This window comes from Streptosporangium sp. NBC_01755 (assembly GCF_035917995.1).
In the GTDB taxonomy this organism is placed as follows: domain Bacteria; phylum Actinomycetota; class Actinomycetes; order Streptosporangiales; family Streptosporangiaceae; genus Streptosporangium.
Map to the genome: position 1 here is coordinate 517,582 of NZ_CP109131.1, position 18,116 is coordinate 535,697.

At 68.5% G+C, this 18,116-nt stretch carries 9 protein-coding genes and 1 pseudogene; 6 read left to right on the plus strand and 4 right to left on the minus strand.

Features of this window, described 5'->3' with window-relative positions:
• Positions 1–26 precede the first annotated feature (26 nt).
• The 3 genes from OG884_RS02135 to OG884_RS02145 form a co-directional block, all read right to left on the minus strand.
• Positions 27–2,507, minus strand: coding sequence for a serine/threonine protein kinase (locus OG884_RS02135; RefSeq protein WP_326641559.1), 2,481 nt, complete (start codon positions 2,505–2,507; stop codon positions 27–29).
• An 82-nt stretch (positions 2,508–2,589) separates the two neighbouring features.
• Positions 2,590–4,533: an FHA domain-containing protein gene (locus OG884_RS02140; protein ID WP_326641561.1), complete on the minus strand. Its 1,944-nt coding sequence runs from the start codon at positions 4,531–4,533 to the stop codon at positions 2,590–2,592.
• A 291-nt stretch (positions 4,534–4,824) separates the two neighbouring features.
• Positions 4,825–5,301, minus strand: a complete 477-nt coding sequence (locus tag OG884_RS02145) for a hypothetical protein (RefSeq protein ID WP_442811617.1) — start codon at positions 5,299–5,301, stop codon at positions 4,825–4,827.
• Positions 5,302–5,598: 297 nt separating this feature from the next.
• Here OG884_RS02145 and OG884_RS02150 point away from each other — a divergent pair, with 297 nt between their 5' ends.
• The 5 genes and pseudogenes from OG884_RS02150 to OG884_RS02165 all read left to right on the plus strand — a co-directional run bounded on the left by OG884_RS02150 (position 5,599) and on the right by OG884_RS02165 (position 16,293).
• On the plus strand, positions 5,599–6,624 hold the full coding sequence (locus OG884_RS02150) for a hypothetical protein (protein ID WP_326641563.1): 1,026 nt from the start codon (positions 5,599–5,601) through the stop codon (positions 6,622–6,624).
• A 303-nt stretch (positions 6,625–6,927) separates the two neighbouring features.
• The gene (locus OG884_RS02155; RefSeq protein WP_326641565.1) at positions 6,928–10,245 is read left to right on the plus strand and encodes a hypothetical protein; all 3,318 of its coding nucleotides are present in this window, start codon (positions 6,928–6,930) and stop codon (positions 10,243–10,245) included.
• A 93-nt stretch (positions 10,246–10,338) separates the two neighbouring features.
• On the plus strand, positions 10,339–14,967 hold the full coding sequence (locus OG884_RS02160; RefSeq protein WP_326641567.1) for a DEAD/DEAH box helicase: 4,629 nt from the start codon (positions 10,339–10,341) through the stop codon (positions 14,965–14,967).
• A 65-nt stretch (positions 14,968–15,032) separates the two neighbouring features.
• Positions 15,033–15,191 (plus strand): annotated as a pseudogene (locus OG884_RS37375) (hypothetical protein); the annotation flags it as partial.
• A gap of 61 nt (positions 15,192–15,252) precedes the next feature.
• Positions 15,253–16,293 carry a protein kinase domain-containing protein gene (locus OG884_RS02165; protein ID WP_442811709.1) on the plus strand — a complete coding sequence of 347 codons (1,041 nt, stop codon included), beginning with the start codon at positions 15,253–15,255 and terminating at the stop codon, positions 16,291–16,293.
• Positions 16,294–16,611: 318 nt separating this feature from the next.
• Here OG884_RS02165 and OG884_RS02170 read toward each other — a convergent pair whose 3' ends face one another.
• Positions 16,612–17,049 carry a hypothetical protein gene (locus OG884_RS02170; RefSeq protein WP_326641571.1) on the minus strand — a complete coding sequence of 146 codons (438 nt, stop codon included), beginning with the start codon at positions 17,047–17,049 and terminating at the stop codon, positions 16,612–16,614.
• A gap of 244 nt (positions 17,050–17,293) precedes the next feature.
• On the opposite strand from OG884_RS02170, the gene OG884_RS02175 reads away from it, so the two are divergent.
• Positions 17,294–18,115 carry a DUF7008 domain-containing protein gene (locus OG884_RS02175; RefSeq protein WP_326641573.1) on the plus strand — a complete coding sequence of 274 codons (822 nt, stop codon included), beginning with the start codon at positions 17,294–17,296 and terminating at the stop codon, positions 18,113–18,115.
• Position 18,116: the final 1 nt, after the last annotated feature.

Genomic DNA, 18,116 nt, shown 5'->3' on the forward strand with positions numbered 1-18,116 from the left:
ACGTGTATTGGAGCAGGCTCAGTGGATCAGCTGGTTGTGGATGGTCTGCGGGTGAAGGTCACCTCGATCGTGACGCCGGGGGGCGTCTCCAGCAGGGTCCGTACCGGGTGGCCTTGGAGGTCGATCACGCTGACCCTTCTGCCGGTGCCCGCCGACTCCCAGCAGTACAGGTGGCTCTCGTCGTACCAACCGAGCACCTTGTCGCAGGCGGAAGTGATGGTGTCGGCCTGCTGACCGCTCTCCGTGTTCCAGATGCACTGCATGTTCGGCGTGTCGCCGGGGCAGTCGGTGACGAAGAACGCTCCGGAGGGTGAGAAGAAGTCCATCGTGTCCGGCACCTTCCCGACCCCGTCGATGCTGCGCACCTGCTTGCCGCTGGTGTCGTAGAAGCGCAGGGACCGCTGGTAGCCGTCGTCGGCGACGGCGACCGTGCCGCCCGTGTTGCCCGCCCAGCCATAGGGCGACTGGTCCACGGCGGAGTCGTCGTTGCCGACCACGTCGGCGGCCAGGTCCTTGGCCGTGAGGATGACGAAGCCCTCGGTCGTACGGCTCGCGCCGGCTCCTCGCTGGATGACGAGCAGGAGGCGGGCGCTGTCCTTGGACCATCGTCCGATGGCGGTGGTCCTCGGCTGCTGCACGGTCTTGACCGTGCTCTGCTTGCCGGCCTCCCTGTCGACGATCGTCACGGTGTCGTAGCCGTCTTCGGCGGCGGAGTTGCCGTGGACGGCAAGGTAGCGGCCGTTCGGCGACACCACTGTCTCCGATTGATCCAGATATTTCGTGAAATCTCCGGTGAGAGAGTCGCGGGCGTAGTCCACCTGCCCCTGCGTTCCCGCATCCTGGACCTCGTAGGAGGTGAGCGTGAGACGGTCAGCCGGGTCCTCGTAGAGCTTGGTCTCCCCGCCCCCGGGAAGCGGGATGGCGGTCAGGCCCTCCGTGGGCACCGGCGCCGACGAGGCGTCGGCCGTTCGCACGGCTACGGGGCTGTTCTGCTCGCCGTTCGCGTCCTGGCCGCGCAGCGCCACCACAGCGAGGACGCCCACCAGTACTACCGCCAGCACGCCGCCCAGGGCGAAGGCGAGCGTACGGCCACGTGGCCCCGATCCTCCTTCGCCAGGCGGCGGAGGAGAGGACGGTGGAGCGGGATGTGGGTGCCCAGGTCCAGGCGAGGGAAGTTGGGCGGCCTGGGAGAATCGGACCTGATGGGTGGGCTGGGTGGGCTGGATGTTGGGGTGCGGGTAGTGGAGGGGCGGTGGCGCGGCGTGCTGGTCGGGTGGCGCCGGAGCAGGAGGGGCGGACGCGGTGGGCGGGCCCGCGACACCGAAGGCGGTCGACCGCTCCGCTGACTGGGGAAGGGTCGACGGGTCCGCGATGGTCTCGAGGAAAGACGGCCGGTCCGCGATGGTCTCGCCAGAGGCCGGCGGATCCGCGATGGTCTCGAGGAAAGACGGCCGGTCCGCGATGGTCTCGCCAGAGGCCGGCGGATCCGCGATGGTCTCGAGGAAAGACGGCCGGTCCGCGATGGTCTCGCCAGAGGCCGGCGGATCCGCGATGGTCTCGAGGAAAGACGGCCGGTCCGCGATGGTCTCGCCAGAGGCCGGCGGGCCCGCGATGGTCTCGGCGGGCTTGGCGCCCGCGGGTGGCGGCGGCGACGAGGGTTGGCCGGGGGCCGCTACGGCGGCCGCCTCCCTGAGGAGGACGGGATCGCTGGCCGTGACCGGACTCTGGATCAGGCGTAGGATCACCTGCTCGGCCGACGGGCGTTGCTCCGGGTCCTTGTTCAGGCAGGCGACGACGAGGTCGCGCAGCGGTCCGTCCAAGGAGGAGAGGTCCGGCTCCTTGCTGAGCACCCGGTGGATCACCGCGGGCAGGGTGTCACTGCCGAACGGGGCCTGGCCGGTGGCGGCGAAGAGCGTCGTGGCGCCCCAGGAGAACATGTCGGCCGCCGAGCCCACCATCTGACCGAGAAGCTGCTCCGGCGCCATGTAGGCGGGCGTGCCGATGGGCGAGGAACTGAGCGTCGAGGTGGCGTCCAGGGCCCTGGAGATGCCGAAGTCGATGACGCGCGGGCCGTCGGGGGCGATGATCACGTTGGCGGGCTTGAAGTCCCGGTGCGCGATTCCGGCCTGGTGGATGGCCGCGAGCGCGGTCGCCATGCCGATGGCCAGGCGGTGCAGGCCGGCGCCCGTACGAGGTCCCGACTGGGCCACCACGCTCTGCAGCGACGCGCCCTCGATGAACTCGCTGACGATGTACGGCCGGTCGTCCTCTACCCCGCTACCGAGGACCTGCGCGGTGCAGAAGGGCGCGACCCGCTTGGCGACGGCGGCCTCGCGGACGAACCGCTCGACCATGACCGCGTCCTCGGCGTACTGCGGACGCAGCCATTTGAGCGCCACCTGTCGTCCCGACTCGTCGGTGGCGAGATAGACGACGCCCTGCCCGCCTTCGCCGAGCCGCCCGAGGAGATCGTAGTCTCCCAGCCGGGACGGGTCTCCGGTTCTCAAAGCCGTGAATGATGGCATCAGGGGAAAGCTCCACGTCTGGTTCGGAGAGACTCGCGAATATACGAGCCTGTGCTCGCCGATGTCATCCTGAGAGCATCGAGTTGTTCGATTTCCTGGGAATCATCCTGGTGCGGTCTCCGGCCCGAAGTTCTTCCGGCGCGGACGGGACCGGCGAATCCTGCTGGTAGAAGATGTCAATGTCCACCTCTTCGCCGCCGACGATCAACGTGTCCCATGCCCCGCTTCGCAGCAGGGTTCGCACCGTCTCGCCTTTCAGCTTTCGCAGATGATCCTTGAGGGTCGCGTCGTCGGGCATTCCGGGAATGCGTGGCGCCAGGCGGCTCCGCACCGATCGCAGTTGCTCCATGAGCGCGTCAATGGTCGCGTCCTTGTCCAGGTCTTCGCCCGACGCCTCCTCGATGCTCTGGGCGATCTTGTCTTTGATCGCATGGCTGACGCCGCGCTCGTCGGCGGCCACCATCGCGTTCCACGCACGGCTCTTGTGCCGGTACTGCAGCATCGACATCGCTGCTTCATGGCGGACGAAGTCGGCATCGCGCAAGGGCTTACCGCGCCAGGCGTTGCTGAGAGACCGCGCCAGCGAGATGGCCGATGCCAAACCGCTGTTGAGCCCGCGCCCCGGCCAGAAGTGGATCGCATTGGCGGCGTCGCCGAGGAGGAATCCGTACGTGCCCGGGGCGACCGACGTCGCGGGGAACAGTTGCGCGGTGAACCGCGGTCGCTGCACCATATCCAGCCGGAACGCGGTGACGGCGCTGAGGTTCCCCTCGGCGACGCCGAAGAACGTCAGCCCTTCCTGCACCCGCTTCCATAGTGCGGAGCCTCTGATCAGAGCGGGCAGGAACAGCGTGCTGTGGGTCGAGCAGTGGAAGTCGCCGTGCTCGTCCCGTCCCATCACGCATGGGCGCGAGGCGATGCACTCCTCGAACACCTGCCGGACGGGGTCGATCCCGACGACCTCTTTGGCCTCGGCATCGGTGAGGCGCATGTTCAGGAAGCCTTCGCCGCGCAGGGAGTTCAGGAGGAAGCGGTTCTGGGTGACAGTGAGCAGGACCGTCATGGGGTCCGACAGATCCGACTTCACCCGCAGGCCCAGCACGACGTCCTGGATATGCCGGCCGTCCAGCGAGTAGATGGACTTGTCGGCGTTGCCGAATTTGTCGGTGAAATGCTCCCGGGTGCGCGAGCGCCCTCCCTCGCAAACGGCGAGCACATGGTCCTTGGCCGCGGCATCGTGGTATTCGGCCGGGTCGAAGCGTGCAGGAACGAGCCGGATGCGGCCGGATTTCTCGTTCGCCAATTCCAGTAGTTTATCCTCGATATAGGCGATCCGAATGTTCCGCGGGCTGTAGCCGCGAATGGAATCGGGGCCCGAGGGCCACATCTCGGTATACGATCCGGCGCCGAACAACCGGTCCTGCACCTCTTCTGGGAGGTTCAGAAATTGGCGACTCTGGACCGTCACCACTTGCTGCCGCCGGATGTTTCCCTGCCCTTCGTCCTTCCAGACGACCTGCGTTCCATTCTGGGTCCAGCGACCGTCATATACGGTGATGGACACCCGCTCGCCCATGAGGTGTTCGAGCAACAAGGCGAAACCCAGGCCGACGGGACCGCCGCCGGAAACGGTGACGTTGAGCACCCTCGGATCAGCGGGAGCGGCGGATGCGATCAAGTCCTGGACCGCGGCCGGATCGAGGATCGTCTCCAGCGCGCCGGTCACCTCGAAGCAGAACGTCTCATCGCCGATTGTGATGAGATCGCCTGGCTGGAGCACGTGTGAAATCACGCGCTTCCCATTGACCAGCGTGCCGTTGCGGCTACCCCGGTCGTATAACACATAGCCGCCGGCCTCGGGAATCACCTCCGCATGAAAGCGCGAGGCCCTGCCACTGTCGATCACCACACTGTTACCGTCCATTCGACCGAATGTAACGGGTGTGTCACCCACCGGAAAACGTTCCCCGGCAAGCGGGCCCTCACGTCCGACAATCGAAGGTGGCATGGGTCACTCCCTTTCACAGGTAAAGCCTTGCCCGTGCCCTCCGTCGGGCCCATGACCGGCCAACAACGCTGATCCCGGACAGCTCAGACAACAGTATGTCAGCGTGATCGCGACGCTCATACCCGATTCCACAAAAACCCACGCATAGGCGTCGCCCCACCCGGATGGCCGCAGGTCCCCCGCAGGCGGTCAGGCGAATACTCCACCATTGGCGGGTAGGGCTCCAGGTAATAATCCACAATCCGTCCGAGGATTATTGCATGGACAGCTTTCGGGTGCGGGGCCGTGTACTCATGGAAAGCGGTTCAGGTGGGCTTCGGTACCGGAGGTGGAACGACCAAGGAGGAGGGGCCAAACCGTGCCGAGGCCAACGCCGGTCCGGCCAAGCCTCCGCATCAGCAGCCGCCAGGCCATCTCCGACAACTCCTGCGCCTCGTCAACGATCACGTGCCCGAATGTCCAGGTCCGGTCGGCCGCCGCGCGCTCGGCCGAGGTGCGGTGGTCCGCCTCCTGGTGCCGCTCGGCGAGCGTGTCCGCGTCGACCAGGTCGTTGACCGTGAGTATCTCGGCCTCCTGGTCGTCCTCCAGGTCGGTGGCCCGCGACCCCATCGCGACGTCCAGCACACCCTGGGCGTAGCAGACACGCCTACGCCGTTCGTACTCCTCCCGGATCCGCTCCGCCCGGGTGTCCTCGCCGAGCAGCTCGGCCGCCTCGTCCAGCAGCGGCACATCGGCGGGCGACCAGCCACCGCCGGACTCCCGCAGCAACAGCGCCCGATCCTCGGGGGTGAACCCCGGTGCCGCGGAGGCGAGCTGCGCGAACTCGGCAAGCTGGCGCTGTACGACTACACGCGCCTTTCCCGGGCGGAGAACGGCGAGATCCTCATCCCACTGGAGCAGGTCCGGCAGCTCGATCGCCTGCTCAATGCCGAGGGAATGCTCATCGCGTTACGCGAAGCGATCGGCTGTGACACCGCATCGAGATCACCCGCTCTACCCAATGGCGCCTCCGATGACGGACCGGTCATGCTGGAGTTGCGAACGCCTGACGGAGGGAGCGTCCACGTGACCATGTCGCGACGCGAGTTCGCCCGGTTGCTCACCACCGGTGCGCTCTCCTCGGTCCTTCCCGGGACCGTCGACATCGCCCAGACCGAACGGATCGCCCGCGCGATCGAGCAACCCACCCGGGTCGACGCCGACGTCATCGACTACTTCCGCCGCCTGCTGGCAGAGCACTACGCCGCCGACAAGATGCTCGGCCCCCGGCTGTTGCTCCGGCCTGTGATGGCACACATCGAGGTGCTGAACGAGCTTCGCCGCGGCGCCCGGTCAACGAGCGTGGAGCCGCTCTTCCAGGTCCTCGCCCAGTACGGGGAGATGGCCGGTTGGCTGCACCAGGACATCGGCAATCTTGACGCGGCGCGACACTGGTCGCGTCGCGCGGCCGAATGGGCACAGTGCGCCGGTGACCTCCAGATGGCCGCCTACCTGCTCGTTCGCGAATCCAACATCGCCTGCCTCACCGACGATCCGGCAGCCGTCGTCCAGCTGGCCACGGCCGCCCGCAACTCCCCCGGCCCGCTCGACCCGAAACTCCGCGCGCCGGCCGGCCAGCAGCAGGCTCGCGGACACGCCATGCTCGGCGAGTACGACCGCTGCTTCGCCCTCCTGGACGAGGCCACCGATCTCCTGAACGACCATCCATCCGTCAGCGATCCGAACGCGCCGGTCTACCTGCACCACTACGACCTGGACACGCTTCAGGAGCAGAGTGCGGTCTGCCACCGCGCCGCCGGACGCGCGGACACCGCCGTCACCATCCTGGAGAACAGGATCACCGCGACGGGCGAGAACCTCACCCGGGACCGCGGGCACCTCACCGCGAAACTCGCCCTCGCCGTCTCACAGGCCGGCCGGCCCGATCCGAGCCGGGCCACCCAGTTGGGACTCACCGCACTCACCATCGCCCGCCAGACCGACTCGGCACGGATCATGCGTGAGCTGCACACCCTGGACAACGAGCTTCGAAACCACTGGCCCGCCCGCGAGGAAACCCGCACCCTGCACGACGCACTGAAAACCGGCTGAGTCCTCGTCCGGTGAGCTCTGTGCGCGGCTCTCGAGCCGCTCCTCGCAGACCAGGGAAGACACGCACCGGAGCCGGTTCCGCGGATAGCCTCCAACCATACATACCGACAAATATTGGTTGTGAATCGCATAAACAACTGCTTTACTTGTGCCTAGCGCCTGTCGGATGGAAATCCGGGGTGACTTTCCAGCGCTGAGATTGAAGCTTCATCTATGTAACGCTCGATGTGATGCGGCGACCAACTCTTTAGCCTGTGCAGCACGGCGCCTTCCACGGCCCCCTGACGGACACGGTGTAACGACATGTCACAGATCGGTAGCCTCGGTTCATCCATCCGAACGCAGCCATCCGAGCTCCTCGACATTCTCGAAACCGAGTGGCGGCCCCGGCTTCGCGCTGTCTCGCTCGTCACCGAGGTCGAGGCGAGCGGCGAGACGCTCGCCATGGCCGCGGCGGCGCTGGGCGAGCTGTACCGCCTCAAGGTCTTCAAGGGAAAGTTCCAGACGCTGTTCGACCGCTGGCCCGGATGCGTGGCGGTCGCGCTCTCCGGGGTGGCCGCCACCGACTACCGCCAGGGCACCTTCTGGCCGTACTGGTGGAAGGCCACCGGCTACCAGCACGGCACCGCCCAGGACCAGACGGCATGGGGCCGCGGCTTCGCCCATGCCCTGGAGACCTTCGGATTGCCGACCTTCCCCGACATGTCGTTGACGTACGTCGGCCCGATCCTGATGCACGCGGGCATCCCGACCTACTGCCTGGAGGACGTCTTCCGGCTCCTCCTGCAGCGGCGCGCCCAGGACCCCGGGCTGGACGCCGAGGCGTTCCTCACCTGGGCGGTCGGCCGCGAGGGACGGCTCAACAGTCTTGACGAGCCCGCACGGCGATTCATCCGGCACGGCACCGACTACGCCATGGACGTCCTGGACCGCTGCTTCGACCTGACGGACCGGCTCCACTCCCCCGACCCCGACCTGGACGGGCTCGGCCTGCCCACCCGGTTCGTCGAGGAGGCGCAGAACCTCGCCACCCGGGGCAGGCTCGACCTCACCCGGTATGACGCGGCCGAGGCCAGGCGAGGCCGTACCGAGCGACCTCGATTGAGCCTCGACCCGTTCGGCCAGGGCGTCCAGGTCGTGCTTCCTCCCGTTGGAGACGCCCCGGACGGAACGGCGCGGTGGACCGTGACCGTCGATGGGCTGCAGAACATCGTCCGCAGCCGGTCTCTCTGGGTGGGGACGGCCGAGGCCGCGCCCAGCACGACGTTCGCGATCGCCCAACCCGCCCGACGGGCCCAGGTCTCGCTGTACGGCTCCGCCCACGAGGTGGAGCTGGAGATCGTGGATCCGGCCGATCCGCTGCTGGTCTTCACCGAGGACGGCAGACACCTGCCCGGCCATCTGGCCCTCCCGCCGGACACCGTCTGGCTGCTCCACCCTGCCGACCGCGAGCCGGCCTGTGACGTCGCACCGCGCGTGGTCACCGAGAGCCCGCTGCCCATCGGCTGGGACGGCTGGCGGCTGGTCCTGGTTTCGCTGGAGGGTGCGACCTGGATCGGCCTGGGCGGCGGCGCCGCTCGCCGCCCCGTTCGCGGGCACAGCAAGCCGCGCGTCCTCACCGGTGCCCCCGTCACCGGTGTGACCACGCCGTACGGCTCCGCCGTGTTCGCCGAGCTCCCGTCGATCTGGCTTCCCGCCGAGCGGGAGACCACCTGGCTGGTCGACATCCGCCCGTCCGCCGGTGGCCGTACCGTCTTCACCGGGTCCTTCACCGTCAGCGAACCCACCGAGATCTCGGAACGGCTCTGGGAGACGCTGCCCCGGCCGGTGCTCGGCGCCTTCGAGATCACGGTTCGAGGCCCCATCGGGCGTAACACCCGCCGCTCCATCGTCATCGCCGAGAGCCTCACCTCCCGGTGCACTCCCCAGATCCGCCTGTTCAACCATGAGGGACTGGTCGCCGGGCAGGCGTCGCTGGCCGCCGGTTCCGGCATGCGGGTGGAGCCGGCCGTGCTCACCTACACTCCTCGCGAGCGCGAACACGTCATCACCTGTAGCACCGACCAGCACGCGGAGCCGTTCATCGTCGCGCCCCCACACATGAGGGTGCTGGTCGAGGAGGCCGGGCAGAGCCCCCGCTGGCACGCGAGCCCCCTCCGCCTGGTGACCGAGGAGGTGGAGAGGCTCGAATCCCTCCGCGTGGAGGTCCCTGGGGTCGACGCGCTCCCTTCGGTCGAGATCCTGGCCGGCGGGAAGTCGGTGCAGGAGGTTCCCTCCTCCGGCCGGGGGCTCTACAACCTCAAGCGCGCCACCACCACGCTGAAGGCGCACCGCAGCGCCGATCTCATCCTGCCGTTCCTTGGCCGGGCGGTGCCCGTCGCCGGTGTCCGGCCGGCCAAGCTCGCCTCGGCAGTTACCTACCGCGAAAATCGCCTGGTGCTGGAGGACGGCATCTGGATCGAAGGGCTGTCAGCGGGGATCTACCTGACGACCGCTCCCTGGCGGGAACCGGAGATCATCCCGGTGGAGCAGGACTGCTCGATCCCCCTCCCCGCGCATCTGGTCGATGCCGGGCAGTTGCACGTACGGCTCGCCATTCAGGATCCGTGGCTCTGGGAGGAGTGGCCACGCTGGCCGCATCCCCGCGAGATCTTCGTCTGCGACGCCCCCGGCCGGTTCGGCGGGGCCGACGAGGAGGAGGCCGCCATCTCCGGCTATCTCGCCGGGATGAACGAGCTTCCCACTGAGGTCTCCCGGCTGGAGCGGCTCTGGGCGATCGTCGACCTGGCCAATCGCATCGACCACCGGTCCGCGAACCGGCGCATCGACGAGATCGCGACCGTCCTGCGACATCATTCGGATGCGGTCCAGGTGCTTCCCGAGGCGGCGTTGCCGCCCGATCGGACCATCGTCGCCCTGATCACCACGGGTCTCGCCGCCGCGCCCGCCCCCGAATACCGGGAGTCCCACGGCCGCCTGTGGCGAAAGTATCCGGCGGTCGCGGCGCTGCTCACCGGCTCGGCCCTGCCCGGCCAGGCAACCGAGGAGTCCGATCTGCTCGCGAACATCGAGGCCCAGTGCGGCGAGACGGCCGGGCGGCTGCTTCTCGGAGAGGCGGATCCCGACGCCGAGGTCGGCAGGTTCGGCCCCGATGCCGAATGGATGGCCCAGCAGACTCCCGAGCAGCTGGAGAACCTGTGGAGGGCGGTCAATGTCGTGCCCTCCGCCCTGCTCGACAAGGACACCCGCGTCGCCGCCGCCCGGCAACTGTTCGACAAGCGCACCAGCTACGACGCCCGTGACGTGGCCAACCAGGCGGCCCGGGTGCTCCGGGAGGCGATGAGTATCAAGCTCACCGACTACCGGGGGGTGGAGCGATCCATCGAGGCCCGCTGCCATCCCCTGCGTCGCGACGGGTGGCTGGCCCTACCGGCCGCGTCCATCGCGTTCGCCCTGGTCGCCAGGATCGCCGCCCGAGGCCACAGCGGCTGCCGCCACCTGGAAAGGGAATTCCGCCCCATGTGGCGGGCCCTGTCGAAGATCGCCCCAGACCTGACCACGATCGACCTCATCCGCGCCGAACTTCTCCTCGCGGGCCGAGCCGACCAAGCAGGCAGGTAATCGACGCATGGCCCCCAGGACCGGTGCGCTCGTACTCGCCGAGCGAGCCGGCCTGCCCCGACAACCGACCAAGCCTCCCCCCGGAGTTGACGCGTGGACCCGCTCAAGACCAGTGCGCTCATTACCGATACCTACCGGCGTTATCTGCGGTCGATCCTGCCGGTACGGGATCCGAGGATCGCCGAGGCGTTGGCAGCGGAGATCACGGACAGTCCGATGCTCACCAAGGGGCCGTTGCTCGAAGCGACGCCGCCATATCGGACCGGGGCCACGCTCCGTGAGCTGATCGCCGCCGGGGTGCTGGGCGAGGAGTTCGCCAAGCTCGGCGGGCCCGCCCTGCCGCTGGATCGCCCCCTCTACCTGCACCAGGAGCGGGCGCTGCGCAAGGCGGTGGCCGGACGGAACCTGGTCGTGGCGACCGGCACCGGCTCGGGTAAGACCGAGAGCTTCCTGCTGCCGATCCTCAACACCCTGGCGAAGGAGCACGCCGACGGCGAGCTCGGCCCGGGGGTGCGGGCGCTGCTGCTCTACCCGATGAACGCCCTGGCGAACGACCAGCTCAAGCGGCTACGCCAGCTGCTGGAGGCCGTGCCGCACATCACCTTCGGCCGCTACACCGGCGACACCCCCGAGCAGACTCTCAAGGGGATCGCCCAGTTCGAGGAGCTCAACCCCGGACAGCGGAGGCTGCCGAACGAGCTGCTCAGCCGTGAGGAGATGCGCGCCAACCCGCCGCACATCCTGCTCACCAACTACGCGATGCTGGAGTACCTGCTGCTCCGCCCGGCCGACATGGACCTCTTCGAGGGCGAGCACGGCGGGCACTGGCGGTTCATCGCGCTTGACGAGGCTCATGTCTACGACGGCGCGAAGGCCGAGGAACTCGGCATGCTGTTGCGGCGCCTGCACGACCGGGTGGCTCCCCGGCAGCGGCTCCAGTGCATCGCCACCAGTGCCACGGTGGGAGACCAGCCGCCCCCGGTCATGGACTTCGCCCAGAAGCTGTTCAACGTCGACTTCGAATGGGTGGACGGCGACGAGAGCCGCAAGGACCTCGTTGGCGCGACCAGGGTGGACATGCCCGAGGGCCCGTTCTGGGGACCGCTGTCGGCTCAGGACTACCGGGAACTTGCCCAGAGCGAGGACCTCGGCGAGGAGCTGTGCTGGCGCGCGGCCTCGGCGGGCGCGGATTTCACCGACGCCGGTACGGCTCTCGCCCGTGAGCACGCGATGGCCGCCCTCCGCAACGCCCTCCTGGCAGGACCGCGGTCGTTCGACAAGCTCGCCCAGCTGATCTTCGGCGGTCAGGACGACCCGGCGGGCGGCCTCTCCGCGCTGGTGCAGGTCGGCAGCCAGGTGCAGGACCGGTCGGGCTCTTCGGTGCTCTCGGCCCGCTACCACCTGTTCGCCCGCGCGACCGAGGGCGCCTTCACCTGCCTAACGAGCGCCGGTCCGCACGTCTCGCTGGGCAGGCACGAGGTCTGTACCTCCTGCGGCGGCGCCATGTTCGAGCTGGCCGGCTGCAAGCGCTGCGGCGCGGTCCATCTCATCGGCTCGGTGGAGATGTCCGCGGGCGGCACGGTCTTCACGCCCCGGATCAAGCACAAGGACTCCCGTACCTGGCTGCTGGTCGGTGACGCTCCCGAGGTCGTCGACGAGGACGAGGTGACGCTGGAGGCCGGCCCGGAGATCGACGCCCAGGACGGGCACCTGTGTCCCCGGTGCGGCGCGCTGCACGCGGCGGCGCCGCTGGTCTGCGGGTACGGCGGCTGCCAGGAGACCCGGCTCCGGCCGGTCAGGAAGCTGAACACGAAGGCCAGTTCGCCCACCGGCTGCCATGCCTGCGGCGCCCGGGGAGCCGGTCAGATCAGGCAGTTCGAGAGCGGTAACGACGCCGCGGCGGCCGTACTGGCCACTGCGCTCTACCAGGATCTGCCTCCCGCACCGGACGAGGAGGCGGCCGACCAGCCGGGTGGCGGTCGCAAGCTGCTGACGTTCAGCGACAGCCGCCAGCAGGCGGCCTTCTTCGCGCCCTATCTGGAGAACAGCTACACGAACCTGCAGCGGCGGCGTCTGGTGCTGGACGGCCTGCGCCGGGCGACCAGGGACGACGACCGGGTACCCGTCGAGGACCTGGTGCATCATGTGACCGTGGCCGCCACGAAGGCGGGCGTCTTCCAGCGCAAGGACAGCAAGCAGACGAAGCTGCGCGCCGTCTCCCTCTGGGTGATGCACGAGCTGGTCGCCCTCGACGACCGCCAGTCCCTGGAGGGCCGGGGCCTGATCCGCGTCGACCTGGACCGGGATCCGCGCTGGCGGCTCCCTCCGGCGTTCCTCTCCCTGGGGCTCTCGGAAGAGGAGGTCTGGACGCTGCTGGGCGAGCTCACCCGCTCGCTCCGCACCCAGGGGGCGATCACCATGCCCGAGGAGGTCGACCCCGGCGACGAGGCCTTCGACCCACGCCGGGGCCCCATCTACGTACGCGGCGACGGTTCGGAGCCCAAGCTGAAGGTGCTGAGCTGGGTGCCGACCCGAGGGGGCAATCGGCGGCTCGACTATCTCCAGCGGGTGCTCGCCACGGCCGGCTCCGCCGAGGATCCGCGACGGGTGCTCATGAAGTGCTGGGAGTTCCTGACCGCGCTCAGGGAGGGGTGGCTGCCCAGGGACCAGGTTCCCCGGATCGGGGTGGTCCACCAGGTGGATCACCGCAGCCTGAGGCTCGTCCCGGCCACCGAGATGTATAGGTGCGACCTCTGCCGGCGGATCACCACGGTGGCGGTACGCGGCATCTGCCCCACACTGAAGTGCGAGGGCACCCTTCAGGAGTGGGCGGCCGACGACTCCGACCACTACCGGGCGCTCTACCAGGGCATGACGCCCATCCCGCTGGTCGCCCAGGAGCACACCGCCCAGTGGACCGGCAACGAGGCCGCCGACATCCAGCAGCGGTTCCTGCGCGGCGAGGTGAACGTGCTGTCCTGCTCGACGACGTTCGAACTCGGCGTCGACGTGGGCGAGCTGCAGACGGTCATGCTGCGCAACATGCCGCCGACCACGGCCAACTACATCCAGCGGGCCGGCCGGGCCGGTCGGCGCGCCGACTCCGCCGCGCTGGTGGTGACCTACGCCCAGCGCCGCTCGCACGACCTGTCCCGCTACCAGGAACCCGAGACCATGATCGCGGGTAAGGTACGCGCACCGTACGTGCCGCTGGGCAACGAGCGGATCGACCGCAGGCACGCGCACTCGGTGGCGATCGCCGCGTTCTTCCGGCACGCCAAGGCGACCAGCGGGGAGGTCTGGCGCACGGCCGGTGAGTTCTTCCGGGCCATCGACGGTGGGGACGCGCCCTGCACCAGGGTCGCGAACTTCCTCACCCCCGTACCGGAGGAGATCACCGCGTCCCTCCGCCGGATCCTGCCGACCTCGGTGCAGGCGGAGATCGGCGTGGAGTCGGAGGCCTGGGTGACCAAGCTGTGTGTCCACCTGGAGAAGGTCCGGCAGGAGATGGCCCAGGACATCGAGATCTTCGAGCAGCGCATCAGGGAGTACGCGGAGAGCAGGAAGTTCGCTCAGGCCGACCGTTACCAGCGGACCATCAACACCATCACCCGGCGCAACCTGATCGGTTTCCTGGCCAACCGGAACGTGCTGCCCAAGTACGGCTTCCCGGTGGATGTCGTCGAGTTGCGTACCGCGCACTGTGACAGCTCCGTCGGAGCGAGGCTGGAGCTGGACCGCGACCTGTCCAGCGCGATCTACGAGTACGCGCCCGGCTCCGAGGTGGTCGCCGGAGGCGTGCTGTGGCGGTCGGCCGGCCTCTACCGGCTGCCCGGCCGGGAGCTGATCAGCAATTACTACTACGTGTGCAGGCAGTGCCAGCACTTCCGGCAGGGCGGCGAGAAACTCGATCCGGTCTGCCCGGCCTGCGGCACCGTCGCCGACTTCCAGGCGCGCAAGTACTACAAGCCGGAGTTCGGCTTCGTCGCCGACTACAAGACGGCCAAGCCCGGTACGGCCCCGCCGAAGACCTCCTGGAACGGGGCAGCCCATGTGGTGTCGCTCGCGGACGACCCCGTCAAGCGGCTCTGGCGCTCGGCGAGCGGGTTGTCGGTACTGTGCCGGTCCGGCTCGCGCGGCGAGATGATCGCGCTCGCCGAGGGGCCGACCGGCAGTGGTTATCTGATCTGCGACTGGTGCGGCTGGGCCACGCCCAACTTCGGCAAGGGCAGGCAGAGCGCCACGCACACCCACCCGATGCGGCAGTCGGAATGCAAGGGCAAGCTGAGTTGGCGCTCTCTCGCGCACACCTACGAGACCGACATCATGGAGCTGCGGCTGGAGTCCCTGTCGCTGTCCTGGTCGCAGTGGATCTCCACCCTGTACGCCCTGCTCGAAGGGGCCGCCGACGGGCTGGAGATCAGCAGGGGTGACATCGACGGCGCCGTTCACCCCGGGCACGACGGCCAGACCAGCCTGGTGGTCTACGACGCGGTGCCGGGCGGGGCGGGTTCGGTGACGCGGATCGCCGACTCGCTGGACCTGGTCGTGGAGACCGCGCTGAAACGGATGTCCAACTGCGACTGCGGCGAGGAGACCTCCTGCTACGGGTGCCTGCGCAACCGGCGCAACGAGCGCAGCCACGACATGCTCCGCCGCGGTGAGGCGGTCAAGGTCCTCGAACTTCTGACCGGGGACGGTCCCCTCAGGGCCGAGGAGTAGTCCATCTACAGCTTCGGACAGGACATGTCTAAACTTGGCAGCCATTGAGGATCAAGAGGGACTGGGTGGAGCCCGGAAGTAAGCGCTGGGTCGAGGTCACGCCTTCCGAGTACGCGCACGAGCGGAGCGGTCTGGCCGCGATCCGTGAGCTGCTCAGCGAGAGCGACCCCTACCGGGCGTGGAGCAACTTCACCTTCACCACCAAGACCAACCGCCAGTACGAGGTGGACCTCCTGGTCATCGGCCGGGGCGGCATCTACCTGCTGGAGCTCAAGCAGCGGGATCCTGCGGGCCGCCAAGCGGGAGTACTCCGTCCTGGAGAACGCCGCCTATCCCGGCATCGCACGGGCCATCGAGCTGTACGAGCACGAACGCGGCCCGGCGGTCGTCTTCACGCACGACCCGACCGAGGTCCGCCTCGACCACTTCCTGCGGCAGAAAGGCGGCTCCCTCAGCGTCGACCAGCGGGTGGAGCTGATCCGCACCCTGACCGGGACGCTCCGGTACGCGCACGCGCGCCGCCTGATCCACCGCAGGCTCAGCCCGCTCTCGGTCTACGTCCGCACCCTCGGTGACGGCCGGTACGGTGCCCGCGTCCGGGACTGGCACACCGCCGGTCGGATGTTGCCCGGGCAGACCGGACAGGTGGCCGGGACCCGCACCCTGGAGATACTGACCGACCGGGGCGCGCACGGTTATCTCGCCCGGGAGACGCTGCACAACACGGACGCCGACGCGGTCCTGGCCGACGTGTTCGGCCTGGGCGCGCTGACCTTCCTCATCCTGACCGGCAAGGCCCCCGCCGAGTCCAACGAGGAGCTGCTGCTGCGGATCGTCCGGGAGAACGGCCTCGATCTCACCCTGGAACTGCCCGGCGCCTCGCAGACGATGGCCGACCTGGTCCGCGAGGCGACCACCGGTGACGTGGACCTCCGCACCGAGTCGGTGGACCGGTTCGCGCAGGCCCTGGAAGAGCTGATCGCCGAGCTCGGCGGTCAGCCGCGCGTCGACCCGCTCACCGCCGGACAGGGCGCCGTCCTCGGCACCAAGGAGGAGCCCGGAAGGTTCGAGGTCATCCAGCGGCTCGGGCAGGGGTCCACCGCCGTCGCCCTGCTCGTCAAGGATTCCCGGCACGGCGAGGCGGTCCTGAAGGTCGCACTGGACGAGGAGGGCGCCAGGCGGCGGCTGCTCGACGAGGCCACGGTGCTCCCCTCCAACCAGAGCGGCCGGCCACACCTGGACGGGCACCCGGCTCCGGGCGCCATCGGCGCGGTCCAGCTCTCCACCACCTGGATCAAGGCACATCAGCACGCCGCGGTCTCCTGAGCCCTACCTCCTGACCTCTGATCCCTGACCGCCTCAACCTCCGACTTCTGATCCCTGACCACCTCAATCCCTGACCGCCCCATCCCCTGGTCCTCCCGACTCTGACCATCCTGACCTCCGGCTGCTCTGGCCTGTGGCTTCTCCGACTTCCGGCTGCTCTGACTTTCGGCCTTCCCTCGCTCGGCTTTTGGTGTCCTTCGAGGGGGGCTGCGTACGGGGCACCGGGGGTTGGACCGGGTCCGATGGGCACCCGCATGTCCTCTCGTAGCTCGTTATGGAGCTGACATCGCGCCACCTGCGGGGAGTCTTTACCTGCTCTTAAAATGATCTCCCATCGCACGGCCAACTGACACCGACTTCGTCTGGTGGTGGGACATCTCGGCTGACCGGGCCGAGGCGCTGATCGAGGCTTTCCAGCGCCGGGACAGCGACGGCATCCGGCTCGCGCACGACTTCCACAGCGAGAGCCTGGACACCCGCTTCCTCGGCGACTTCTACCAGGATCTCTCCGAGCACGTCCAGAAGAAGTACGCGCTGCTGCAGACGCCGGTCTTCGTGGAGGAGTTCATCCTCGACCAGACCCTCACCCCGGCCCTGGAACGTTTCGATCTGACGGAACTGAAGCTGATCGACCCCACCTGCGGGTCGGGGCACTTCCTGCTCGGTGCGTTCGACCGGCTGCTGGAGGAGTGGGGGCGGCTCGAACCGGGCACCGACCTGCGGGTCCGGGTGCAGCGTGCGCTGGACAGCGTGCACGGCGTGGACATCAACCCGACCGCGACCGCGATCACCAAGTTCCGTCTGATGGTCGCCGCGCTCCGCGCCTGCCGGGTGACCCGCCTGGACGGCCCCAACACTCCCGGTCTGCAGTTGAACATCGGCACCGGCGACTCCCTCATCTACGGCGGTGGCATGTCCGGCGGCCGTCAGACCGAACTCAATGTCGAGGTCACTGGAGAAGACTTCGGAAAGAAAGACGAGAACGCCGATCCGGGCACAGATGATCTCAATACAGGAAGAGCTGGACTGGGAGGTCTACAAGCTCTACGGGATCCTGGAGGAGGATCTCACCTACGGCGGAAAAGACCTGCCGGGGCTGGCGCTCGGGGAGCGGGCGTTCGAGATCGTGCTCGGCAGGCAGGTCGAGGCCGGGGGGACGGAGACCGCCTGGTTCGAGCGGCACCGTTCGACCATGCGTACCGACCTCCCGGAACACTGGCCGGAGGCGTACAAAGAGCTGGTCCGCCGGCGGATCGACTTCATCGCGAACAAGCCGCTGCTCGGTCTGGTGGAGCGTCCGGAGTGCAAGCGGCGCTGGGCGGCGGAGCCGTACGAGACGACGCGGGCGAACGCGCTGCGCGACTGGCTGCTGGACCGGCTTGAGAAGCCAAGCCTCTGGTCCGACCGGAACGGGGACCCCCGAGCGCTGAGCGTGGCGCAGCTCGCCGACCTGGCCCGGCTGGACACGGACTTCCGGCAGGTGCTCGACCTCTACGTCGGAACCCCCGACCACGACCTGACCGCGAGCCTGGCCGCGCTGCTGAAGGACGAGCAGGTGCCGTTCCTGGCCGCGTACCGCTACAAGGAGAGCGGGCTGCGCAAGCGAGCGGAGTGGGAGGAGGTCTGGGAGCTCCAGCGCCGGGAGGACGCCTGGACCGCCGCCCGAGCCGAGCACTTCTCCGGCTGGTTGCGGGACCGGCTCACCGAACACGAGCTGACCCGGCCGGATCTGGCCAGTTGGCGGCCGAAGGCGCCCGCCCGCGGCACCAAGGGTAAAAAGAAGGTCAAGAACACCCAACCGACGGCTGAGAAGGGGAACTGAC